The sequence below is a fragment of the Streptomyces sp. NPDC007872 genome (genome assembly GCF_042868165.1).
GTDB lineage: Bacteria > Actinomycetota > Actinomycetes > Streptomycetales > Streptomycetaceae > Streptomyces.
The window spans coordinates 100,058-123,292 of the sequence record NZ_JBIAEA010000001.1 but is presented as its reverse complement, the minus strand read 5'-3'; the positions used below and the strand labels follow the sequence as shown (position 1 = coordinate 123,292).

Annotated in this window: 17 protein-coding genes; 6 read left to right on the top strand and 11 right to left on the bottom strand. The window is 74.4% G+C overall.

Annotation, left to right across the window (positions count from 1 at the left end; all coding sequences use genetic code 11):
- The first annotated feature begins 10 nt into the window (after nucleotides 1-10).
- Entirely contained in the window at nucleotides 11-1,105 is a 1,095-nt protein-coding gene (locus ACFYNX_RS00495; protein WP_365545707.1) for an FUSC family protein, read from the top strand.
- A gap of 55 nt (nucleotides 1,106-1,160) precedes the next feature.
- On the opposite strand, the gene ACFYNX_RS00490 is transcribed toward ACFYNX_RS00495, so the two are convergent.
- The 6 genes from ACFYNX_RS00490 to ACFYNX_RS00465 form a co-directional block, all read right to left on the bottom strand.
- Nucleotides 1,161-3,551 carry a SpoIIE family protein phosphatase gene (locus ACFYNX_RS00490; protein ID WP_388656025.1) on the bottom strand — a complete coding sequence of 797 codons (2,391 nt, stop codon included), beginning with the start codon at nucleotides 3,549-3,551 and terminating at the stop codon, nucleotides 1,161-1,163.
- 177 nt (nucleotides 3,552-3,728) lie between these two features.
- A complete protein-coding gene (locus tag ACFYNX_RS00485; protein ID WP_388656022.1) occupies nucleotides 3,729-4,808 on the bottom strand; it encodes a C40 family peptidase in 1,080 nt (359 codons plus the stop codon).
- Nucleotides 4,809-4,845: 37 nt separating this feature from the next.
- Nucleotides 4,846-5,328 carry a poly-gamma-glutamate biosynthesis protein PgsC/CapC gene (locus ACFYNX_RS00480; RefSeq protein WP_125664275.1) on the bottom strand — a complete coding sequence of 161 codons (483 nt, stop codon included), beginning with the start codon at nucleotides 5,326-5,328 and terminating at the stop codon, nucleotides 4,846-4,848.
- A 44-nt stretch (nucleotides 5,329-5,372) separates the two neighbouring features.
- Nucleotides 5,373-6,923 (bottom strand): poly-gamma-glutamate synthase PgsB, encoded by a 1,551-nt coding sequence (gene pgsB, locus ACFYNX_RS00475; protein WP_388656019.1) that lies wholly within the window; start codon nucleotides 6,921-6,923, stop codon nucleotides 5,373-5,375.
- 7 nt (nucleotides 6,924-6,930) lie between these two features.
- A complete protein-coding gene (locus tag ACFYNX_RS00470; RefSeq protein WP_388656016.1) occupies nucleotides 6,931-9,192 on the bottom strand; it encodes a HAMP domain-containing protein in 2,262 nt (753 codons plus the stop codon).
- Nucleotides 9,193-9,358: 166 nt separating this feature from the next.
- Entirely contained in the window at nucleotides 9,359-10,525 is a 1,167-nt protein-coding gene (locus ACFYNX_RS00465; RefSeq protein ID WP_388657778.1) for a CapA family protein, read from the bottom strand.
- Nucleotides 10,526-10,653: 128 nt separating this feature from the next.
- Here ACFYNX_RS00465 and ACFYNX_RS00460 point away from each other — a divergent pair, with 128 nt between their 5' ends.
- Nucleotides 10,654-11,544, top strand: coding sequence for a hypothetical protein (locus ACFYNX_RS00460; RefSeq protein ID WP_388656013.1), 891 nt, complete (start codon nucleotides 10,654-10,656; stop codon nucleotides 11,542-11,544).
- Nucleotides 11,545-11,575: 31 nt separating this feature from the next.
- Here ACFYNX_RS00460 and ACFYNX_RS00455 read toward each other — a convergent pair whose 3' ends face one another.
- Together ACFYNX_RS00455 and ACFYNX_RS00450 are read right to left on the bottom strand one after the other, a co-directional pair.
- Nucleotides 11,576-12,241: a hypothetical protein gene (locus ACFYNX_RS00455; protein WP_388656010.1), complete on the bottom strand. Its 666-nt coding sequence runs from the start codon at nucleotides 12,239-12,241 to the stop codon at nucleotides 11,576-11,578.
- Between the two features lie 629 nt (nucleotides 12,242-12,870).
- The gene (locus ACFYNX_RS00450; protein ID WP_388656007.1) at nucleotides 12,871-13,506 is read right to left on the bottom strand and encodes a VanZ family protein; all 636 of its coding nucleotides are present in this window, start codon (nucleotides 13,504-13,506) and stop codon (nucleotides 12,871-12,873) included.
- 182 nt (nucleotides 13,507-13,688) lie between these two features.
- Here ACFYNX_RS00450 and ACFYNX_RS00445 point away from each other — a divergent pair, with 182 nt between their 5' ends.
- Both ACFYNX_RS00445 and ACFYNX_RS00440 read left to right on the top strand, forming a co-directional pair.
- Nucleotides 13,689-14,369: a DUF4230 domain-containing protein gene (locus tag ACFYNX_RS00445; RefSeq protein ID WP_388656004.1), complete on the top strand. Its 681-nt coding sequence runs from the start codon at nucleotides 13,689-13,691 to the stop codon at nucleotides 14,367-14,369.
- 213 nt (nucleotides 14,370-14,582) lie between these two features.
- Nucleotides 14,583-15,680, top strand: a complete 1,098-nt coding sequence (locus tag ACFYNX_RS00440; RefSeq protein ID WP_388656003.1) for a glutamate--cysteine ligase — start codon at nucleotides 14,583-14,585, stop codon at nucleotides 15,678-15,680.
- Nucleotides 15,681-15,748: 68 nt separating this feature from the next.
- Here the strand turns inward: ACFYNX_RS00440 and ACFYNX_RS00435 are convergent, their stop codons facing one another.
- The 3 genes from ACFYNX_RS00435 to ACFYNX_RS00425 all read right to left on the bottom strand — a co-directional run bounded on the left by ACFYNX_RS00435 (nucleotide 15,749) and on the right by ACFYNX_RS00425 (nucleotide 21,296).
- Nucleotides 15,749-16,015, bottom strand: coding sequence for a DUF4235 domain-containing protein (locus ACFYNX_RS00435; protein ID WP_388656001.1), 267 nt, complete (start codon nucleotides 16,013-16,015; stop codon nucleotides 15,749-15,751).
- 68 nt (nucleotides 16,016-16,083) lie between these two features.
- Entirely contained in the window at nucleotides 16,084-16,854 is a 771-nt protein-coding gene (locus ACFYNX_RS00430) for a hypothetical protein (RefSeq protein ID WP_388655999.1), read from the bottom strand.
- Nucleotides 16,851-21,296 carry an SNF2-related protein gene (locus tag ACFYNX_RS00425; protein ID WP_388655997.1) on the bottom strand — a complete coding sequence of 1,482 codons (4,446 nt, stop codon included), beginning with the start codon at nucleotides 21,294-21,296 and terminating at the stop codon, nucleotides 16,851-16,853. Before ACFYNX_RS00425 ends, ACFYNX_RS00430 begins: the two co-directional genes overlap by 4 nt.
- Before the next feature lie 366 nt (nucleotides 21,297-21,662).
- Here ACFYNX_RS00425 and ACFYNX_RS00420 point away from each other — a divergent pair, with 366 nt between their 5' ends.
- Together ACFYNX_RS00420 and ACFYNX_RS00415 are read left to right on the top strand one after the other, a co-directional pair.
- Nucleotides 21,663-22,253, top strand: coding sequence for a lytic polysaccharide monooxygenase (locus tag ACFYNX_RS00420; protein WP_388655995.1), 591 nt, complete (start codon nucleotides 21,663-21,665; stop codon nucleotides 22,251-22,253).
- An 81-nt stretch (nucleotides 22,254-22,334) separates the two neighbouring features.
- A protein-coding gene (locus ACFYNX_RS00415) for an IS5 family transposase (protein WP_388655992.1) occupies nucleotides 22,335-23,166 on the top strand; the annotation gives its coding sequence in 2 pieces (ribosomal slippage) (nucleotides 22,335-22,526 and nucleotides 22,528-23,166; 831 coding nt in all).
- Nucleotides 23,167-23,235 lie beyond the last annotated feature (69 nt).

Sequence of the window (23,235 nt, the reverse complement as noted above, 5' to 3'; positions counted from 1 at the left end):
AAGGGGGACGATGGCCAGGGTCCGAAAGCGCGTGGGGGACAACCTGTGGCCGGTGCTCCAGCAGGCCGTGGCCGCCGCCCTGTCCTGGTGGATCGCGGACGACCTCATCGACCACCACGTCCCCCTGTTCGCCCCGATCGCCACGCTCGTCGCCCTCAACACCCCTCTGGGCGGGCGCGGCACCAACACCGTGCGGGTCCTGGTCGGCGTCATCAGCGGCGTCGTCGTCGGACAGCTCGCCTTCGACCTCCTCGGCCACGGGGCCGTCACCGTCGGCGCGGCCGTGCTGTGCGCGCTCCTCGTCGCGCTCGTCCTCGACGGCGAGCGCATCACCATGGCCCAGGCCGCCGTCGGCGCCGTCATCTGCGTCGCCGCCGGACGGCAGGCCGGCAGCGACCGCGTCCTGGACGCGCTCGTCGGCGGCGCCGTCGCCCTCGTCTTCAGCCAGCTCCTCTTCCCCGCGCGCCCCCTCGCCCTGCTGAGGAAGGCCGAGTCCACCACCCTGTCCGGCCTGGCGGACGCCCTCGGCCTCACGGCGCGCGAGATGGACGCCGGGGACGACGAACGGACCTTCCGGACCTGGGACGAGGTGCGCGCGGTCTACGCGCTGCTCGACGACCTGGGCCGGGCGCGCACCGACAGCGCCGCCGTCGCCGGCCGCACCCTCCACCGGCGCGGCGGCAGGGAGCACCTCACCCGGGAGACGGTCACCGCGCTGCACCTGGACCTGCTCGGCAACAGTTGCTTCACCCTCGTCCGCCGAGCCCTCGCCCTGGACACCCGGCACCGCCAGGAGTTCGCCCCCGTGCTGCGGGCCCTGGCGGGCGCCCTGGACGCGCTCGCGGCGGCGCCCGGAAGCCGCGCGGTCCGCCGGCACGCGACCCGCCGGATCCTCGACGCCGTCCGGAACGCCCCGGACGCCGGACCCGCCCCCACGGTCACCGTGTGGGAGAGCGTACGGCTGGTCGCCCGGGACGTCCTGGTCTTCGCGGGCGTCGACGACGACACGGCCGAACGGGCCGTCCACGAGGGCGCCGTCGAGGTTCCCGTACCGGACCCGCCGCAGCGGCACCGGATCCTGCCGGCGCGCCGGCGCCGTCCATGACCGCGGCCGGGGGCGGGTCGCCCGACCCGGTCGCCCGGCCCACCGTCCGGTTCCGCTACCGCCCCGCGTCCACCTCGTCCGGGATCTCCTGCTCCGCCCAGATCGTCTTGCCGTGCCGCGTGTAGCGGCAGCCCCACCGGGTGGTGAGCTGGGCGACCAGGTACAGGCCCCGGCCGCCCTCGTCGGTGAGCAGCGCGCGGCGCATGCGGGGCTGGGTGGCGCTCGGGTCGGAGACCTCGCAGACCAGGCGGCCCGCCCGGATCAGCCGCACCTCGACCGGGCCGCCGGCGTAGCGGATGGCGTTGGTGACCAGCTCGCTCAGGACCAGCTCGGTGGTGAAGGCCAGCTCCGTGAGGCCCCAGTCGTCCAACTGCCGGGCCGCGGCCCCGCGCACCTCCGCCACGGCGGCCGGGTCGGCGGCCACCGGCCAGACGACGTGGTCGTACGACGGCACCGCGCGCGTACGGGCGAGCAGCAGGGTGATGTCGTCGGTGAGGTGGTCGGCGGGGCGGCCCGCGACGATCTCGCGCCCCAGCCTCCGCAGCGGCGTGTCGAAGACCCCCGGCGCCGCGAGGTGGCGGGCCAGGTCGGCCATGCCCTCGTCGACGTCGCGCTCGCGGCTCTCGATCAGGCCGTCGGTGTAGAGGGCGAGGATGCTCCCCGGCTCCACGTCGACCTCGGCGATCTCGAAGGGCAGCCCGCTCACGCCCAGCGGCGGCCCGGGATTCACGGGGACGAAGGCGACGGTCCCGTCCGGGGCCGCCACGGCCGGCGGCGGATGCCCGGCGGAGGCCATGGCGAGCCGCCGGGAGACCGGGTCGTAGATCGCGTACAGGCAGGTCGCGCCGATCGGGTCGGTCCGGGACCGTGCGGGCCCCGTCGCGTCGTCGGACTCGTCGCTCCCGTCGGTCTCCACGCCGAGCTGGGAGACCAGGTCGTCGAGGTGCACGAGCAGCTCGTCCGGCTCCAGGTCGAGGTCGGCGAGGGTGCGGACCGCGGTCCGCAGCCGGCCCATCATCGCCGTCGCCGCGAGGCCGTGGCCGACGACGTCGCCGGCGACCAGGGCGACCCGGGCCGACGAGAGCGGGATGACGTCGAACCAGTCGCCGCCGACGCCGGTGCCGGTGTCGGCGGGCAGATAGACCCCGGCGGTGGTCACGGCGACGTTCTCGGCCTCCGAGGGCGGCAGCAGACTGCGCTGGAGCCCCACCGACGCGCGGTGCTCGCGGGTGTAGCGGCGGGCGTTGTCCAGGGCGAGCGCGGCGTGCCCGGCGATCTCGTGCAGCAGGTGCAGGTCGGCCGCCTCGTACGGCGGCTTCCCGGCGTCGCGGTGGACGGTCACGCGTCCGAGGACGCTGCCCCGGGCGCGCAGCGCGACGGTCATCGAGGTGAGCGGGTCGGCGGGCTTCGCGGGGGCGTCGGGCCTGGCCAGGACGACGTGGTCGAGCGGTGCCTCCGCCGTCCTGTGCCCGGCCACGGCGGTCCGGCGCAGCGGCATGCTGCCGTCCGGGGCGGGGGTGGGCTCCTCGCCGGTGAACACCTCCTCCGCGATCTCCACCACGGAGAGGTCGCCCACCGCCGGCACGAGCGCCGCCGCCAGGTCCTCGGCGGTGCCGACGACCGACAGCGAGCCGCCGACGGCCGCGGTCACGCGGTGCAGCACGGACAGCCGCTCACTGGTGCGGCGCAGCTCGGTGACGTCCGTGAACAGCGCGGTCACCCCGAAGACCTGCCCGTCGGGCGCCTGCAGCCGGAACGCCGAGATGGCCATCACCGCCCCGCCCCCGGGCTCCTCCAGGGTGCGGACCGTCTCCTCCGCCCGTACCAGCGGCAGCCCCGTCCGCAGCACCTCGCGCAGTCGCCGTTCGACGGCCGCGGCGTCCTCGGCGTACAGGAAGTCCATGAGCCGCCGGCCGCGCAGGTCCGGCGCGAGCCCGGTGTACGGGAGGAGGTGGGTGTTGGTCCTGACCAGCCGCAGGTCCACGTCGAAGACGGCCAGGCCGAGCCGGTCCTGGAGGAACAGCTCCGTGGTGAAGGCCTGGTCCTGCCGCCACCGGGCCGCCGTCCCCTCGGGGGCCGCCAGGACGAAGTACCGGGGCGCCCCGGCGCACGCGCCGGCGTCCGTGAGCGGCAGGACCTGGAAGTCGACCCTCAGCTCCCCGCCGGCGCCCGTGAGCGCCACGGCCACGCCGGACCAGGCCTCGGGCCACCGGTCGGACGGCGGCACGTGCCGGGTGTCCGGATCCTTGAGCAGTTCCCCGATGTGCCGCCCGCAGGCCCGGTCGGCGGACAGGGAGAGCAGGTCCTCCGCCGCGCGCGTCCAGCCGATGATCCGGCCCTCGGAGTCCAGCAGCGCCCCCGCGGCCTCACCGGCGAAGGGCAGCCCCCGGTACTCCGGTGCGAAGGGCGGGATCTCGTCGTCCACCTCGTGCTCTGCCTCCCTCACACGACACGGCACCCCCGCGCGGGCCCGCCTTGAGCGTTTCCTCCATGTCACACCGGGCCCCCTGCCGCGCGGGGCCGGAACTCCATCATCCCCCCGCGGGCCCCGCCCGCCAGTCGGCCGGGGCGGCCCACTGGGCCGAAAGGGCCGCGAGGGCCGCGAGGGCCGTGCCGGAGGCGCCTAGAGCCGCTTCGCGCTGCGCAGGGCCTTGGCGTAGTAGCCGTTGCCGTCGAGCCGGGAGACGCCGCCGATGTCGCCGATGGTGGGGCCGTTGACCTCCTCGCGGCTGGAGACGAAGATCAGGTGCCCCTCCGTGTCGTGGCCGAGGACCATGCCGACGTGGTCGAGGCGCTGCCCGGTCCGCCCGTCGAGCTTGAAGAAGACGAGGTCGCCCGGCTGGAGCTGGTCGACGGCGGTGGAGCGGTGCTGCGCCGTGACGCCGGTCAGCGGCAGGACGTCCACGCCCTGGCGGGACCGCGCCATCCCGTTGGCCGTGCGCGGCAGGCCGTCGCCCGACTTGTCCGAGGACATCAGCGGGTAGCGGGCGCGGTAGCCGAAGACCATCCGCATGTAGCCGGAGCAGTCCAGGGACCGGGCGCGCATGGCCTCCGGCGTTCCGACGGTCCCGTCCCGGAAGGGGTACGGCGTGCCCAGGTAGTCGTAGAAGTCCGACTGTTCGAGGCGCAGGTCGCCGCCCTCGGCGCCGGTGGTGTTCAGCGGCCCGAAGTTCGCGTCGCCCGCGATGGCGAGGCCCTTGGCGTCCTTCCGCTGCGACGCCCCCGCCACGTACTGGAAGGCGAAGGCGAAGACGTCGTCCTCCTCGCTCCCGGCGTACTCCGCGTACCAGTCCTTGAACCACTTCTCCTTCTCGGCGCCCTTGGTCCAGGGCTCGGGCATGATCCGCACCCAGTCCGTCGTGGAGACCTTGGACGCCGTGGAGGCCGGCTCGGCGAAGGTCCGGGCCGGGCCGGTCAGCTTCGCGGTGCGCGTGCCGTCGGTCAGGACCGCCACGACCTGGCCGTCGGCGCCGCGCAGCACGCTGCGCGCGGGGTTGTCCAGGCGGGACCACCGCTGCCCGGTCTTCTGCCGGTCCGCGCCGGCCTGCTTCCCGGCCCCGTCGAGCACGCCGACGTTGCGCACCTCGGTGACGCCCCGCTCCTCGCGCTCGCGCAGCTCCAGGGTGAGGTAGCCCGAGGCCGCGACGAGCCCGAGGACCGCGAGGCCCGAGAGGAGCGGGCGTGACTTCTTCTTCCCTGCCATGGGTGGTGTTCCTCGTTTCTGGGGGTGCCGGGGACGGTCAGGCGACGGGCATGACGCCGAGCAGCAGACCGGCGGCGACGACGATGTAGGCCATGAGCGAGACGGAGGCCGTGGCGAGGAGGGTGGGGCCCTTGGGCTGGCGGACCAACTGGTAGGCGATGAGACCGGGCACGATGAAGCCGAGGGTCTGGTTGCCGTACATCAGCGGGAACTCGAGCGAGAGCACGATCATCACCGTGGCCTGCAGCAGCACCCCGAGGAGGACCACCGCGGCGAACAGCCGCTTGCCGTACAGGATCACCAGCCGCTGCATGACCTTGGTGCCCGCGTACGTGAGGGCGGTGACGCCGACGACCATGGCCGCCCGCTGGAGGTCCTCGATGAGGGTGAGGGCGAGCCACCCCGGTGTGATCATCCCGCCGGGGGAGAGGTTGGTGGTGAGGTAGCACAGCAGGGAGAAGAGCAGGCCGATGGCGATGCCCAGGGCGGCCATCTCGGGGGTCAGGGCAGCGGTGGTCAACGGGGGCTCCGGGCGCGTGTACGGGTGGTGAGGCGGGACGGCGGTCAGGGACGCGGGGACGGGGGCTCGTCCTCATGGGCCGGCTGGTGGAACCAGCCGAAGGACTCCTCGCCGCCGTCTCCGTGCGGAGCCCGGACCGGTCCGTGCTCGTGGTGCGGTTCCGCGCGGTGGGAACCGGCGTGGTGCGGCTCTTCGTGGTGCGGTCCCGCGTGGTGGTATCCGGCGTGGTGCGGCTCTTCGTGGTGCGGTGCGGGGCGGTAGTACTCCGGCGGGATCCGCACGAGGGGGATCTCCTGGGTCTGGCTGACCTGGTACCGCTCCTCGTAGGCCTGGGGGTACGAGGCGTACGGGTCGAGGTGCATCGGCTGCGGGGCGACGGCCGCGGGCGTGTCCGGGCCGGTCGGGGCGCCGCTCTCGTCCGCCGGCAGTTCGGCGAGGTATTCGAGCAGCTCCTCGCCCTGTCCGTGGATGTTGCCGATGGCGACGAGCGAGGAGCCGTCGGGCATCCGGTCGAACATGGCCGGCATGAACTCCTCGGCCGCCCGCCGCTCGCCGCCGAGGTCGACCGCCCGGTCCCGCCACTCGGCGGGAATGGCGTCGATGGCGCTCTTCGAGGGGTGCCCGATGACGAAGACGTTGTCCGGGCGCAGATCGGGGATGATCTCGCCCATCTGCCCGTTGCGCTCGACGCGGTCGGGCCGGCAGTTGATCACGACGTTCAGCGGGCGGCTGACGGCCCCGAGGTCGAGCAGTTGGTTGACGTTCATCAGGGTCGACTCGGGGTCGTTCGCGGCGAAGACGTTGGCGAAGGCGAGCCGCTTGTCCCCGGGGGCCACGTAGCGCTCCACCGAGAGGACGCCGGGGTCCGGCGGGGCGTCGTACATGCCCTGGAGGGCGACCTGCCGCTCGACGCCGAGCAGCTCCGCCACGGCCAGGGCGATCGCCACGTTCTCCTTGAAGGTGAACCAACTGAAACCACGCAGCTCGGCGTCGCTGACCGTCTCGGGGTCGGCGTAGACCAGCTTGCAGTCCCGGGCGTCCGCCTCCTCCTGGAGGATGTGGAACCGCTCCTTCTCCGCGGTCACGCAGATCCCGCCCTCCGGCATGGAGCGGCACAGCGACCGGGCCACGTCGTCCAGGGTGGGGCCCATCTCGGCGAGGTGGTCCTCGCGGACGTTGCACAGCACGCCGATGGTGGAGCGGATCAGCTTGCTCTGGTTGACCTCCTGCAGGGCCGGCATGACGGCCATGCACTCGATGACGAGCGCGTGGGGCCGGTACGCGGCGGCCCGGCGCACGATGCCGATCTGCTCCACCACGTTGGCGATGCCGAACTTGCGGTAGACCGGCTCCTCGGTGGCGTCGGGGTGGATGAAGCGCGCCGCCGTGCCCGTCGTCTTGGCGACGGTGACGAGGTCGCCGCCGCGCAGCGCCCCCGCGCACAGCCGCGTGATGGAGGACTTGCCCCGGATGCCGTTGACGAGCACCCGGGCGGGGATGACGTGCAGGGCGGCGTAGTGCCTGCGCTGTTCCACGATGCCCGCGACCAGCAGGGACACCCCGCTGATCAGCAGGACGAAGTAGAGGTAGAGCACGGCCTTGTCACCTTCCGTCCGGCCGGGGCTCCGCGGACCGGCGCGCCTGGTTGTGTCGATGGGCCTGCGCCTGCTGGCGCAGGAGTTCGAGGCTGCGGACGACGGCGCCCACCTCGTCCTGGTAGCGGGGGTACAGCACGGTCTTGAGGTCGCCGTCGGCGAGGTTCTCGGCGCTGGTGGCCAGCGCCCGCAGGGGGCGCACGACCACCAGGTGGATCCAGCCGAGGGAGAGGATGATCGCGGCCAGCCCCAGCATTCCGGCGAGGACGCTGCGGTCCTCGCGCTCGTACGCGGCGATCTGGAAGCGCGCGGCGTCCTGCCAACTGACGACGGTCCAGCCGATGTCGGCCGTGACGCCGCCGCCGGAGAACGGGGCGGCCGCGGCGACGGTGACGCCCTTCCCCTCCCGGATGAGCAGGCCGTTCTCGACGGGGCCCGCCCCGACCCGCATCCCGCCCGCCCGGACGAGGTCGGTCAGGGTCTCGCGGGGCAGTTCCTCGAAGGCCAGGAAGCCGCCGCTGGAGGCGAGGGTCAGACCCTCGGAGTCCACCACCCGGACCTCCCCGAGGCCCGGCCGGGTCAGCAGGGAGTTGAGGAACTCGACCCGGATCTCGCCGACCAGGGTGCCGCCCTTCCCTCCCTTCACCGGCTTCACCGGGGCGCCGGCCTGGATGACCGGCACCTTGCCGCCCTTCCCGGACACCCGCACCAGCGGCAGGTCCTCGTCGCGGCTCCAGTCGTGGGGGTCGGCGCCCGCGCGGGCACCGACGCGCCCGTCGGCGTCGACGACGTACAGGGCCCGGTAGCGGGAGTGCTTGACCAGGGCCTCTTCGAGGAGGCGGTCCGCGGCCCCGGCGTCGGCGGCGCCGATCAGGTGGGAGGTGGAGACGAGGTCCGCCTGCGCCTCGTTGAGCGCCCTGCGCAGCCGGTCGGCGATCAGGTCGGTGCGGTCCCGCTGGTCGTTGACCATGCTGGTCGGAATGCTGACCGAGTCGTCCGTGCGGTTGAGCAGCAGGCCGACGGGCACGCACCACACCAGCAGCAGGGCTCCGGTCAGGAGGAGAGGGCCGCGCCCACCGATCCGGACCTTCCGGCGCGGGGCGCCACCGGACCCCGCCCCGCCGTCGCCGTCGTCGTCGTGGGCCAGACGCCTGCGCAGTCGTTCGAGCGCGGCTCCGATGCGGGCGGCCTCGCCCCGGCGGGGCACCGTGACGGGCCGGGTCAGGTCGCCGCGGGCGAGCCGCCGCGACTCCAGGAACAGGCGCAGCAGGGGACGCTGCACGGTCGCCCAGAGGACGGCCGCCGCGAGCAGCCCGAGCAGGACGAGGACGCCGGCCGCCGCCAAGCCGTACAGCGCGCGGTCCTGGTCGGAGCCGTGCTGCTCCACCACGGGCAGCAGGGCCACGACCGTCAGACCGAGACCGGCGGCCACGCTCTTCTTGTCCTCCGGGTCGGAGGAGGCGAGCGAGGCGTATCCGGCGGTGCTCACACGGCCGTTGTACGCGTCACCGACGAGGGAGCCGCTGACGCCGGGGTAGCCGCGCGAACCGGGCTCCTTCGCGCTCACGGGATGCTGCTCGGTCCGCTTCGCCGCGACGTCGGCCAGTCGGCTCATCTCCTTGTGGAGGAAGGCCAGCTCCTTGCGCTCCTCGTCGGAGTTGAGCGCCTCGGCCTGCTCGAAGCCCGCCGTGGCCAGGATCTCGCCCTTCTCGGTCACCACCGCCATGCTGCGGAACGGGCCGAGGTTGATGGCGGGTACGGAGAGGCTGCTCGACGCGATCAGGAGCTGCTGCGGGCGGTCCCGCCAGTCCAGGACGGCCATGGTCATCAGGCGGACGTCACCGGTCTTCAACCGCACCATGCGGGGCGTCAGGGCCTGTCCGCCGGTGAGGACGTCCTTGTCCAGCCAGGCGAGGGGAATCGTCTCCCCCCGTGCGGCGACCACGTCTCCGCTCTCCAGGTCGAAGACGGTGGTGCCGGTCCACTTCTGGTACGTCCGACTCAGGTCCGACAGGACGCGCTCGGGCTTCACCGAGCGTCCCTCGCTCAGTGCCGCGGTGGTGCGCTCCAGGTCCGCGACCCGCTCGTCGACGGAGGCGCGCAGGGCGATGGCGCCGTCCTCCGCGAAGTGCTGCTGGGAGGAGAGCACCGCCTTCGGCACGATCGTCTCCTTGCCGGGACCCAGCACCTTGGCCGTCAGGCCGGCCAGCGCGAGGACCAGCACGCACAGGACCGCGATCGGCGGACGGATGCCGCCCAGAAGCGGCATGTCCGCGCGTCGGCGGTTCCGTCGCCGTCCTCCCCGCGCGGAGTACGCGGCATTACTCGATGTCACTGCTGCTCTTTCCTGGTTCCTGTGGACGCCCTGCCGGAAGGGGGCCGCTCCTCGCACGGGTCGTCACGCGGGTGCGCGCGAAGCGGTTCGTCGTGCGGGCTCAGTCCTTCAGGGAGAGTTCGGCCAGGCCGTCGCCTCCCGGGGCTCCCCGGTTGAAGAGGAACCCGCGCGTGCGTTCCGCCGCGAGGCGGTAGCGGGCGAGTCGTTCCGGTGTCAGGTCGCCCGGCTCGTCGAGCGCCTGCCGGACGTCGACGAGCCGGTGCTCCTCGACGGCGCCCGCGGAGAGCTTCTCACCCGGCTCGGTCTCGGGCGGGACGTCCACCAGGGTGGTGCGGTACCGGGCGGAGACGTTCCAGCCGGAGGCCGTCTCCCGGAACTCGAACCAGCCGATCGCGCCCTCCTCGGTGAGCCCCGAGGGGGAGGAGTGCCGGGCCACCTGGTTCCCCAGGCCGAAGGCGACCCAGGTCCCGTTGATCTTCTGGATCGGCTGCACCACGTGCGCGTGGTGGCCGATCACGAGGTCGACCCCGGTCTGCTCGGTGATCCGCTCGGCCAGCTCGATCTGGGGCACGCTCGGTTCGTTGTAGTGCTCCAGGCCCCAGTGGAGGGAGAGGATCACCACCTCGGCGCCCTGCTGCCGGGCCCGTGCCTCGGCCTTCTTGACGGCGTCCGTGCTGACCCGGTTGAAGGCCCAGCGCTCCTTCTGGGGCGTGGGGTTGAGGAAGGACTCCCACGAGTACGCGAGGTGGGCCACCTTCACCCCCCGGACGTCGCGGATGTTGATCTTCTCCGCCTCCTCGGGGGTGCGGGCCGAGCCGGCGTGGCCGAGCCCCACCCGGTCCATGGTGTCCAGGGTGCGGCGGACGGCCTTCAGGCCGTGGTCGTAGGTGTGGTTCGAGGCGGTCGAGCAGGTGTCGTAGCCCACGTCCTTCAAGGTCGTGAGGATCTGCGGCGGCACCAGGAACTCCGGATACCCCTGGAAGGGGCCCCGGGGCTTGCCCACAGGGGTCTCCATGTGGCAGATGGCGAGGTCGGCCTTGCTGATCACCGGCTTCACACCGGCCATCAGCGGACCGAAGTCCAGCCCCGCCTGGCCCTTGCCGGTCCGCTCCGCGTCCTCGGCCGCCTGCTCGACGAGCTCGGGATGGATGAGAACATCTCCCGCGGCGGCGACGGTGAACGACCGCCCGCCCGGCTTGTCCTGTGACTCCGGAGGGGTCGACGCGCAACCGGCGGTGAGCAGGGCGAAGGCCGCCGTCACCACCAGGGCGCGACCGAAGGGGAGAGAATCACAGAATGTCACCGGACGATCTTCACACGAGTACCAAGATCAACCGCCCACGAGGCATCACGGGATCATCACTTTCTCTTCACGTTCTCGCTCTGCTCGTCGCCGTGTCGACGCTGGTCGGCTGCCAGACGGCACCGTGGAACGCCGCGGAGGGCAAGCGGCCGCCGGCCAGTGAACTCGTGGACCTGGAGGACCGGATCACCGAGTACGCCGGGCGGGCCAAGGAGCGCGAACCCTACACGCCCCTCGACGACGACCGGCGGGAGCGCCTCGCGCACGGCGTCGGGGCGCTCCTGGGCGGCGACCTCGAAGGGGCCGGGAAGCACTTCTCCGGCATCGGCTTCCGTGTGACCACGCTCACGGACGCCGTCTCGGGCCGGCGCTACCACGAGGTCGCCGCCCGGGGGTCGGGCGTCGAGTCGCGGTGGGGACGGCTGTACGTCAGCGCCGACGCCGCGGTCCGATGGAGCGTCCAGGTGCCGCACCCGGTCTCCGACCGCGGCACCGAGACCCTCGGGGCCCGCCTCCTGGAGAGCGCCCCGGGCGGCGCGCTCGTCGTGGCCGGTGCCCACCGCACCTCCGGGGAGGAGGGGGCGGCGGACGTGGCGCACCGCACCGACAGCGCGTTCCACGTCGTCATCACGGAACTCCAGAAGCGGGGCGTCCCCGGCGTCCAGGTCCACGGCTTCGCGAAGGACTCCGACCGCCCCTACGACGCCATCGTCTCCACCGGCGCCGCGCGGACGGCCCCGGCGGACGCCGGAAGGCTGGCCGCCCTCATGGAGGACCGCCGCTTCCGCGTCTGCGAGGGCTGGTCCGACCGGTGTCCCCTGGAGGGCACCACGAACGTCCAGGGCCGGACGGCGAAACACCTCGACGCGACCTTCCTGCACGTGGAACTCGCCCCGGCCCTCAGGGGCGACGACGCCAAGGGCGTCCGGGCGCGGGAGGCCCTCGCCGAACTCCTCAGGGGGTGGGCCGGGACCGACCGGTGACGGCGGCCCCGGCCTCCGGGGACCGCTTCGTTCACGAGGACGCCGGACGTGCGGGCCGGCCCTTGCCGGGCTTCACGGCCGGGTCGTGGGGGTCGCAGGAGAAGCGCGCCGCCGCCAGGGCCGGATCCCCCTCCTTCGCGTCCTCGGCGGGCAGGGAGCAGTCCAGGACCCCCGAGCCGTTGACGACCCAACTGGTCGCGCGGCCCGTCGTCCGTCCGCCGTCCCCGCAGGTGTACGTGAAGTCGGCGACGACCTGCTTCACCCAGGAGTAGTTCACGAAGGTCCCGGCGCCCTCCATGTCGGTGGTGACCGCCCGGGGATCCGGTGCGGGCCTGTGCACGTCGGTGAACCCCGGATCGTCGTCCGCGTCTCCGGTACGGGTGCCCAGGGAGCGGAGCACGGCCTTCGCGTCGATCCCCGGTCCCCTCTCGAAGGCGACCGCGACGCGCGGCACGTGGAGCGGCGTCATCTCGCGCGTGAGCACGCCGCCCTCCTTGCCGAGCCTCTGCTTCTCGGCGACGCCGGTCAGGACGTCCCGCCTGTCCACGTTGAACCACGCGTAGGTCCCGTCCTCGCAGGCGGGCCCGGCCGTCGCCTTCGGCCGGGCCGCCGGCTCGCCGCCGGACGTGCAGGCGCCCGCCCCCGTGAGCAGCGCGGCGACGACACCCGCCGCGAGGCGGCCCTCTTCGATCCCCATGCCCGTTCCCCCTCCGAAGGCCACTGGTCGGTGGCGGAGACGACGCTGCCCGCTCGCAGGCTTCCCCGGCAAGGGAGTTGAGCGACTTCTGAGCTGGGCGGGGATGCCCCGGATCCATCCGGTGCGAGGGCTGTCGCAGCCGTGCCACTCGACGGTGATCCGCGGATCCGCCCGCGACTCGGGGGAGTGGCGCGGGCACCGTCACGACGTCCGATCCCGTCACCGAGCACGAGAGGGCCCGCGCCGCCCTTGCCGCCGCGCTCCCGCGCCTGGTCGGGCCGTTGCGTGCCGTGCCCGACCCGGACGCGGGATCGGGCGTCCCCGTGTGGTCGGTGGGTGACGTCGGCGCGCACCTGGCGGTCGTCCACCCCGGGTACACCTCCCTCGTCCAGCCCGGCGAGGAGGTGGAGCGGGACGACGTCCTGCCACCCGGCGAGGGGACCTTCGCCGAGCGGATCACCGCCATGAACGCGCGGTCCGCGGAGCTGTTCGGCGGTGAGGAACGCGCGAAGACGGCCGACTTCGTCGCCGAACGGGACGAGACCTTCCGGCCGCGCGGCTCGGCCGGCTCGTCGCCGGCCCCTGACCCCGGCCCGGCCGTCCGGCCGCCGTCCGTCCCGCCCGCGCGCCTACCGGTCGGCGGCCAGGGCCCGGTCGGTGCCCTTCCGTCGCTGCCACCACCGGCGCCGGACGCGCGGGTGCACCGCACGGCCCAGCCGCCGCCCGATCAGCAGATAGCCGAGCAGCGCGCCCGTGGTGTTGAGCAGGACGTCGTCGATGTCGAAGGCGCGCCCCGTGATGAGGGCGCCCTGCACCAGCTCGACGAGCAGCATCGTCACGACCGTGAGCAGGGCCACGCGCACCAGTCCGCGGGTCCTGAGCGAGAGCAGCGGCAGCAGGATGCCGAACGGCACGCCGAGCAGCACGTTGCCGCCCAGTTGCTTCACCGTCTCCACGAACTCCGGCTGTCCCAGGTACGCGCGGATGGAACTGCCCGGGGTCAGATTGCTGTGGGTGAGCGGTACGGACGCCGGTGAGGCGTTCAGGGTGAGCCGGGCCAGGACGATCGCGAAGGCCACCATGCCGACGACGGCGACGAGGGCCACCAGCGCCCGGACCGCCAGGCCCGGCCGCCGCGGCTCCTCCCGGCGCTCCCTCCCCCGGGAGGGCTCCTCCCGGGGCGGCTCGGCCGGTACGGCAGGAGCGGCGGGTACGGGATCGTCGGCCGCCACCGCCTTGTCCGCGCTCCGACCGCGTGTCCACATCCTCATGTTCCGCCCCCAGGGTCAGGTCTCTCCGAGGGGGTGCGGCTACCCGGGAAGCGGCGCGGCAACCCATGCGCGCCGCCCCGGCGCGACACCGGCCACAGCGGCCACGGAAACCCCAACCACCGCCGAAAGAAGCCGCGTTCCGCATGCCCCCCGGACGAGGCGGGCACCAGACGCGCATGGCAGACGACACGGAGAACAGACCCTCGCGCGAGCGCCGGCGGACCGGGCGGTCCGTCCGCGGATGGCCCCTCGCCGCCGCGCTCCTCACCCTGATCCTGGTCCTGGTCCTGCTGGGCCGGTTCTTCCACCCGCCCGGCCTGGGCGACCTGTTCGGAACCGAGACCAAGGACCGCTCCGGCCCCGCCGTGCTGAAGTCGATCCAGGACATGAACCGCCACGAGGGGGCCGCCGGCGCCTACCAGGTCGTGGTCGACCTGGAGAAGGACGCCCGGTTCCTGCCCGACGCGATCCGCGGCACCCGCACGCTCTACGTGGCCGGCGGCAGCGTCAGCGCCTACGTCGACTTCTCGGGCCTCGGCGAGAACGCCGTCACCGTCGACGAGAAGCGCACCACCGCCACCCTCCGCCTGCCGCACGCCCGGCTCGCGCAGCCGTTCCTCGACCCCGAACGCTCCTACACGGTGTCCAAACAGCGGGGACTCCTCGACCGGCTGGGCGACCTCTTCTCCGACAACCCGGCGAGCGAGCAGGCCGTCAACGTCCTCGCCGCCGAGCGCATCGGCGACGCCGCGAAGGAGAGCGACCTCACCACCCGGGCGGAACGCAACACCACCGCCATGCTCCAGGGCCTCCTGCGCGCCCTCGGCTTCGAACGGGTCACCGTCACCTACGGCTGAGCGGACGCTCCCGCACGAACGGAAGGCCCGGACTCCGGCCCGTACCGGCGGAGTGCGAGAACACCCGCCGGGAGCGCGAAGCGAAGTGCGTCACCGAGGCGGAAGTGGGCATACGGGGGAGAAAGTCCCTGTCCCGCACCGCTCGCGGCCCCTCCCGGGGCGGCCGGCGGCGCGGGGCATTCGTCGCAGTAACAGCAGTAATCAGGAGAGCCGATGCGCACGGTAGGAGTCGAGGAAGAGCTGATGCTCGTCAACGCCAGGACGGGCGAGCCGTTCGCCGTGTCGTCGGCGGTACTGGCGTCGGCGGCCCTGCGCGGTGGCGAGGCGGGGGAGGTCTTCGAGAAGGAGCTGCACCAGGAGCAGCTCGAGTTCTCCACCCAGCCGCTGACGGACATGGCGGAGATGCGGAAGGAGATCGTACGGTGGCGGGGCGAGGCCCTGCGGTACGCGCGGGAGTCCGACGCGGTCGTCGCCGCCCTCGCCACCTCGCCCGTCCCCGTCGAGCCGTCCCGCCACCGGGGCGAGAGGTACCGGTGGATGGCCGAGCAGTTCGCCCTCACCACCAAGGAGCAGCTCACGTGCGGCTGCCACGTCCACGTCGCCGTGGACTCCGACGAGGAGGGCGTCGCCGTCCTCGACCGGATCAGGCCCTGGCTCTACCTCCTGAACGCGCTCAGCGCCAACTCCCCCTTCTGGCAGGGGGAGGACAGCGGGTACAGCAGCTACCGCAGCCGCGTCTGGAACCGCTGGCCGTCGGCCGGCCCGTACGAGCTGTTCGGCAGCCCGGAGGTGTACCACCAGCAGGTCGAGGCCATGGTGGAGACCGGCGTCCTGCGGGACTCCGGCATGATCTACTTCGACGCCCGCCTCTCCGCGAACTACCCGACCGTGGAGATCAGGGTCGCCGACGTCTGTCTGGAGCCCGACACCACCGTCCTCATCGCGACCCTCGCCCGGGGCCTCGTGGAGACCGCCGCCCGCGCCTGGCGCAAGGGCGAGCCCGCCGCCCCCGTCTCCGCCGGTCTCCTGCGGCTCGCGTCCTGGCGCGCCGCCCGGTCCGGCCTCCGGGGGCCGCTCCTCCACCCCCTCACCCTGGAGGAGACCTCCGTCGAGACGGCGTACGAAGCACTCCTCGACCACGTCGAGGAGGCCCTCGCGGACACCGGTGACCTCGACGACGCGCGCAAGGGGATCGCCGCGCACCTGGCCCACGGCGGCGGCGCGGACCGCCAGCGGGCCCTGCGCGACGAGGGCTTGGACCTCCACGAGGTCGTGAAGGCCTGCGCCCGGATCACGACCGCCGGCGAGTGAGTCCCGAACGGCCCGGAGGGCCGCCCCCCGCGGGGGGCGGCCCTCCGGGCCGTCGGTTCGGGGCGGGCTCAGGCGGGCCAGGTGCCCGTCACGCGCCGCACCGCCGTGGCCCCGCCGCGGTCGACGGCGGCCTTCACCAGGGCGAAGATCGCGCCGTGCAGCGTGGCGGCGACCAGGACCTCTCCCCAGCCCCGGTGCTCGTCGGTGGCGTCGGGAGTGTCGTCGTCGTGTCCCAGGAGCTGCCACGCCTTCTTGAACGCGGCCCCCGCGAGCACGCCGGTCCCGGCGCTCACGGCGAGCGAGAGCGGCTTGAACACGAGACGTGACGGTTTCATGGCATTTTTCCTTTCCTCAGGTCACTGGCCCGGCTACCCAGGCGCCCGACCCGCATGCGCCCCCGCGATCAGCGGTGCCGCCGCAGCGCGAGGCGGGCGGCCCGGTACGCGCGGACGGGGTCCCGGTGCGGCCCCGCCACCGGCTGCCAGGCGCCGTGGAGGTGGGCGTACGGGTACCAGCGCCCGTCCGGGCCGTGGCGCAGCTCCACCCCGGCGGGCGGGTCGGTGAGCCGGTCGCGGCGACGCTCGACGGGCGGTTCGGCGAAGGGGCGCAGCGGCCGGATCGCGGCCTCCGCACCGGCGAGCACGGCGGGGTCGGCGGGCCGGGGGGAGAGGCAGGCGGCGACGCCGTGCGGACCGCCGTGGTGGTAGGCGGCGGTCAGGTGCCGCATCCGGAGGGGCGTGAGCCCGAGGTGGGCGGCCGCGGTCTCCAGGTGGGCGCCGCCGGTGCCGACGGTGAAGCGGACGATGTCGGCGGCGGTGTCGTGGGCCTCGGGGACGTGGCCCTGGAGGAGCGAGGCGGCGCGCCGGGCGGCGTCCCGGACGAGCGCGCGCAGGGCGGCGAGGTCCGGCAGCGGAGCGGGCGGTTCGGCGGTGACCGCGTCGAGGACCGGCGGGGTGCCGTGCGGATCGAGCGGCGGGAGCGGCGGCAGGGCCCCGGTCCGTACGCCCTGGGCGGGGAGGCGCGGTGCCCCGGCGGCCGTGGGCGCCCCGGACGCCGGAGCGGCCGGGACCGCCCGGTCGCCGGTCGCCGTGCCGCCCTCCGGGGGGCCGGCGGAAGGGCGCGTACGGGGAAGGGGCCCGGCGGCGGCGTGCCGGCGGGGCGGGACGGCGGTCATCGGGGCGCCCCCAGACGGACGAGTTCGGTGAGTTCGCGGTCGGTGAGACGGGCGAGGCCGGTGCCGCCGGAGGCCAGGACCGTGTTCTGCAGGGCGCGTTTGTGGGCGAGGAGCCGGTCGATCCGGTCCTCGATCGTGCCCCGGGTGACGAGCCGGTGGACGGTGACGGTCCGTCGCTGGCCGATGCGGTGGGCCCGGTCGGACGCCTGGTCCTCGACCGCCGCGTTCCAACTGCGGTCGAAGTGGACGACGTGACTGGCCCGGGTCAGGTTGAGGCCGGTGCCGCCCGCCCTGAGGGAGAGGACGAGCAGCGGCGCCCCGCCGCCCTGGAAGGTGTCGACCAGTTCCTGCCGCCGCCCGGCGTCCAGGCCGCCGTGCAGGAACAGCGGACGGTGGCCCAGATGCGCGAGGTGCTCCTCCAGGAGCCGGCCCATGGCGACGTACCCCGTGAACACGAGGGCGGCCTCGCCGCGCCGGGCGATCGCCCCGGTGAGCTCGACGAGCGCCTCCAGCTTGGCCGACCTCCGGCCGAACCGCCGCACGTGCGCGGGCCCGGGGTGCGTCTCCCGCAGGTAGTGGGCGGGATGGTTGGTGATCTGCTTGAGCGCGGTGATCAGCTTCAGGACCAGGCCGGAGCGGGTGGCGGCACAGGAGCCGGCGATCCGGTCCATCGTCTCCCGGACGACGGCCTCGTACAGGGCGACCTGCTCGGGGGTGAGGTCGACGATCCTGCGCGTCTCGACCTTGGCGGGCAGCTCCGGCGCGATGCCGGGGTCGCTCTTGGTGCGGCGCAGGACGAACGGCGCGACGAGGCGGGCGAGGGCCCGGGCGGCGGGGCCGTCGGGCTCGCGTTCGGCGGCGGCCGCGTACCGGGACCGGAACGCCTCCAGGGTGCCGAACAGGCCCGGGTTGGCCCAGTCGATCAGCGACCACAGCTCGGAGAGGTTGTTCTCCACGGGGGTGCCGGTCAGGGCGAGGCGGGCCGTGGAGGGGAGCGAGCGCAGGGCCCGGGCGGTCGCCGAGGCGTGGTTCTTGGTGTGCTGGGCCTCGTCCGCGACCACCAGGTCCCAGGTGACGGCCGCGAGTTCCGCGTCCCGGCGCAGGACGCCGTAGGTGGTGAGGACGACCGTGTGCCCGCCGACGGCGTCGAGGCTCCGGTCGGCGCCGTGGTAGCGGACCACGTCCAGGTCCGGGGCGAACCGGTCGATCTCCCGCTGCCAGTTGGTGACCAGGGAGGACGGGCACACCACCAGGACGGGGCCGGTGTGCCCCGTCTCGTGGCGGTGGAGGACGTAGGCGATCGCGGTGAGGGTCTTGCCGAGGCCCATGTCGTCGGCGAGCACGGCCCCGAACCCGACCCCGCCGGTGTGGGCGAGCCAGGCCAGGGCCCGTTCCTGGTAGCCGCGCAGCACGGCCCTCAGCCGGGACGGGACGGCGACGGGGGGGACGTGCTCGCCCCGGCGCAGCGTGGCGACGACACCGGCCAGGTCACCGGTCGCCCGGCAGGGGACCTGGTGGCCGTCGACGCCGACGGTGCCGGTGAGCGCGGCGGCGAGCGCGTCGACCCCGGCCAGCCGGCCGAGCTCCCGGCGCCGCGCGCGGGCGCGCACGGTGGGGTCGAGCAGCACCCAGCGGCCGCGCACCCGTACCAGCGGCCGGGCGGCCTCGGCCAGCGCGTCCATCTCGGCCTCGTCGAGGGTGTCGTCGCCGAGCGCGACCTGCCAGCGGAAGTCGAGCAGCGCCCGGAGACCGAACCCGGGCGCCCCGGTGCCGCCGGCCGTCGCGGTCGTGGTGCCGACGACCGCGTACGAGGAGAGCCCCCGGCGCAGGCGGTCCGGCCAGCGCAGCAGCAGGCCGGCGGCGGCCAGTTCCTCCTCCGCCCGCAGGAGCCGCGCGATGCCCGCCGCGTCCACCGTGAACGCCCCGGGCCGCGAGGCCAGTCCCGACAGGCCGGGACACAGCCGCTCCAGCCGTTCCAGACGGCGCCCGACCCGCTCGCGCGACCGGTGCCGGTCGACACCGCGCGGGAAGGCGCGCCCCGACCACAGCAGATGGGCCGCGACCTCGCCCCCCTCCCGCCCCGGTCCGGGGTCGAGCAGGAGACGGCCCGTCAGGCGCCCGGCCAGGGCCTCCCGCTCGGAAGGCTCTCCCATCTCCAGGACCAGGCGGGGCGGCGGTCCGTCGTCCCATCGGTCCTCCAGCGCGTCGAGCCAGGGCCGTACCGCCTCGGCCTCGGCGGGCGGGACGCGCTCCCCGGCGGGGCCCGTGAACGGGCCGGAGCCGAACATGACCGCCGCGGGCGTACGCACCAGGCCGTCGGCCACGGAGTCCAGGAAGACGAGCACCGCGTCCCGCGCCGGCGGGGCGGGGCCGTCGCCGACGACGGCGTGGGCGTGGGGCGACATGTGGTGCGCCAGCTCGTCCACGCCCTGTAAGGCGGCGTCCGGAAGGGGGCCGACCCTCCACCGGCCGGTCCCGTCGGTGCCGAGCGCCGGACGGACGAGTCCGGCCGCCACCAGGCGTACGCCCAGGCGCGCGGCCTGCTCCCACTCCACGGCCGTGGGGTGCCACGCGGCGGACCGGGACCGTCCGAGCAGGAGCGGCACGGCCTCGGCGAGGGGGAGGTGCCAGCCGGTCACCTCCACGAGTCCGTCGGCCGCCGGTACGCCGAGCCGGCGGACGGTCGCGGCGAGCGGGGCGGGCAGCGGCACCTCGGGCATCGGCGCGCCGTCGGCCCGGTAGAGGAACATCCCGGCGGCCGGCCCACCCGTGACCGGGGGGACGAGGGAGAGGGCGCACCCGGCCGCGAGCGCCTCACCGGCCACGGCACCGGCCGACAGCCCTTCCCACGGGGTCTCCGGCACGTCCGCTGCCACGGGGGCTTCCGGGGCCTCGGGGTTCCCCGGCGGCACCGGGCCTTCCGGCGCGGTGAGGGCTTCCAGTGCTACGGGGCCTTCTGTCGCGACCGGACCTTCCGGCACTACCGGGCCTTCCGGTACCACCGGGCCTTCCGGCGGGACCGGCCCTTCCGGCGCCACGGGTGCTTCCGCGCGCGGTGCCGGCAGGAACACCGACGGACCCGCGGGCGGGGCCGTCGCCGGTCCCGGCGGCAGGGCGGCCGCAGGACCCGCCGGCCGGGGCCTCGGGATCACGACGGGCGCGGGGGAGGGCGGCGCCGGAGGCGCGGACCGTTCCGGCCGCCGGGCGGGCCGCGCGTCCAGGCGGGCCAGCTCCTCCAGGAGCGCCGCGGCCGCCTTCTGGCGCGCGTCCCCCTTCATCCGTGCCGTGCCCGCGCCCCGTACCGTCCTGCCCGTCGCCACGTGCCGGCACGTGTACGTGCAGACGATGGTCTTCGGCCTGGAGACGACACCGAGCTCCGGCTTCGTGATCACCTCCAACTGGGTGTACTTGTTGAGGTACTTCACCGGGTCCTCGCCCCGGGGCACCGGCTGGATCCGGGGCGGGGCCTTCCGGGGCCTCTCCACGACCCGCTCCCGGGGCTCGGGCAGCCCGCACAGCAGGGCCAGGAGGGCGACCGCGGCGGCGTGCAGGGAGGCGCGCCGGTCGTCGGAGACCCGCTCGGGGCCGGTACGGACCCGGCCGTCGGCCTCCTCCCAGCTCCACACCGAGGCGAAGCCCCCGGAGCGCTCCACCGCCGTGTGGCGGAGTCCGGCGCGGCACGCCTCGGCCCGCCACTGGAGCAGGGTCGCCGCCGTCGGCGGCACCCGTGCCGTGTGGTCGAGGGCGAGCAGCCGGACCTCCCGCCACCCGGGGGCCGTCGTGTCGAAGAGCAGCCGCAGGGCGTCGCGGTGCCGCAGCCGCGAGGCGGCCGCCCGCCGTACGAGTTCGGCGTGGAGCTCCTCGCCCGGATACGCCGCGCTCTCCAGGCGCGTGCTCAGGAGCGAGTCGAACAGCTCCGCCGTCATCCCCGGGAGCCGCAGCCGCTCCGCCCCGACGCCGGCCAGGGCCCGGAGCATGGCGTCGGCCGCCGCCCGGCGCGCCCGCTCCGGCGAAGGGGCCGTCCGGGCGGGGCCGTTCACGACCGCGTCGGCCGGGCCGATCCGGAACTCCGCCCGGTGGAGGGCCTCCCCGTGCGGCGCCCGCTCGGAGGACTCCGCGTACGCGGGCGGCGCCCAGGCCTCCAACTGCGCGTGCAGGGCCAGTACCTGGTGCGGTGTCTCCGGGCGGGCGTCCAGGGCCGCGAGGGCACACCTCCGGGCGGGGAGCCACCCGGGGTGGTCGCCCGTCACGAGCAGCAGGATCCGGAGGTCGCGCGGGGTCAGGCCGCCCGCGAGCGCCAGCTCCTCCGCCTCGGCCGCGAGGCGCGGATCGAATCCGCCGAACGCGACGACGTCCCGCGCCCGCTCGTGCCACGGTGCTCCGGACCCGTCCGCCGAGGGGGAGGACGAGCCGGCACCGGTCGTCCGAGACTGCGTACCCAACAAGAGACTCCCTGCACAGTGCGTCATGCGATGAACACGCACAGGATACGAAGCGGAGCCCCCTCGCTCGCCCGGATGCGGCATCCGAAAGGCGCCAACCTCCCCTCTTCGTCAAGCCCTTGGGGAGGCGTCACTCGTTCCGGCGAACGCCCGGTGTGCCTGCGCGGACGGGGGACGCCGCACCCTCCATTGGTATGGACATGTTCAAGTGGCGGGTCTAGCCTTTCACTTGGTCTAGACCGCATCGGACGCGTGTCCTCCGGTTGTGCCTTCCGTTCCGCCGCTCCGTCCCCACTCCTCGGACCGGCGGCACGGCCGGGGCACGCGTCCGCCCCCACTCGCCCTCCAGGACCACGGGAGCACGTCATGCGCAGGAAGATCACCTCCTTACTCCTCGGCCTCGGCCTCGTCGGCGGCACCCTGCTCACCGCCACCGGCAGCGCCCAGGGCCACGGCTACACCGACTCGCCCGTCAGCCGCCAGCAGTTGTGCGGCAACGGCACCGTCCGCGGATGCGGACAGATCCAGTGGGAGCCGCCGAGCGTGGAGGGACCCAAGGGCTTCCCCGCGCGCGGACCGGTCGACGGGACCATCTGCGCGGGCGGCAACGGCCGCTTCTCCGAGCTGGACGACCCGCGGGGCGGGAACTGGCCGGCCACCGCCCTCACCGCCGGCCGGAACCACACCTTCGTCTGGCGGATCACCGCACGCCACGCCACCACGGACTTCCGCTACTACGTCACCAAGGACGGCTGGGACCCGACCAAGCCGCTGACCAGGGCCGACCTGGACCCGCAGCCGTTCCTGACGGTGCCGTTCGGCGGACGGCAGCCCACCGCCACGGTCAGCCACACGGGCGTCCTGCCCCAGAAGAGCGGCCGGCACCTCATCCTCGGCGTCTGGACCGTCGCCGACACAGGCAACGCCTTCTACGCCTGCTCCGACGTGCGCTTCTGACGCCACGACGGACCGCGGACCGCCCCCGGACGGGCCGTCCCTGGGTCGTGTCCGGAAAGCGGACGGCTCGTTGCTCCGTTCGTGGTGCGTCGACACGAACTGGCGGATGAGTCGTGGGTGTTGATCGCTCCGTTGCCGGGGCCGGGCCGGATGGGCCGGCCGGTGCGGGGCCGGCGCCAGATCGTCGACGGGATCTTGTGGAAACCGTCCGCCGGTGCGGCCCGGCGGGATCTGCCCGAGCGGTACGGGCCGTGGAAGACGGTCCGTGAACGGCTTTCGGCCCTGGTCCGCCGACGGCGCCTGGGACCGCTCGCCGGCCCACGTCCAGCAGCACTCCTGCGCCGTCGGACAGGTGGACCGGATCATCGTCTGCGTGGATTCCACCACGGTGCGGGCCCGCCAGCACGCGGCCGGGCCCGAGGAAGGGCCTCGGGAAGGCGGGGCGCCGGGCCGGTCGCGCGGCGAGCTGACCAGCAGGATCCACCTCGCCCGCGACAGGCAAGGCCGGCCCCTCGCCTCCACCCTGACCGGCGGAAACGTGAACGACCGCACCCGTTTCGAGGCGGTCGTGGATCGGATCGAGGTCATCCGGCCGGGCCCGGGAGGACCTCGGACCCGGCCCGACCGTGTCGTCGCGGACAAGGGCCAATCGGCCCGGAAGGTCCGTGCCCACCTGCGAGGACGTGGAATCGACTGCGCCATCCCCGAACGGGTCGAGCAGATCGGCGGCCGCATCCGCCGTGGCGAAACCCGCTGCCGCCTCGACGAGGCCGTCTGTCGGCGGCGCAACGTCATGGAGCGCTGCTTCAACCGCCTCAAGCGGAACCGGGACCCGGCCGCCCGCCACGACGAACGGGCCCGGCGCCACCAGGCCATGGCCACCCTCACCTGCTTCCGGCTCCGGCTCCCATGACTTTCCGGACACCCTCCGGGGGTCGACGATCCGACGTGGTTCGCGGGCGCTCCTCGCGAGTAACACCTA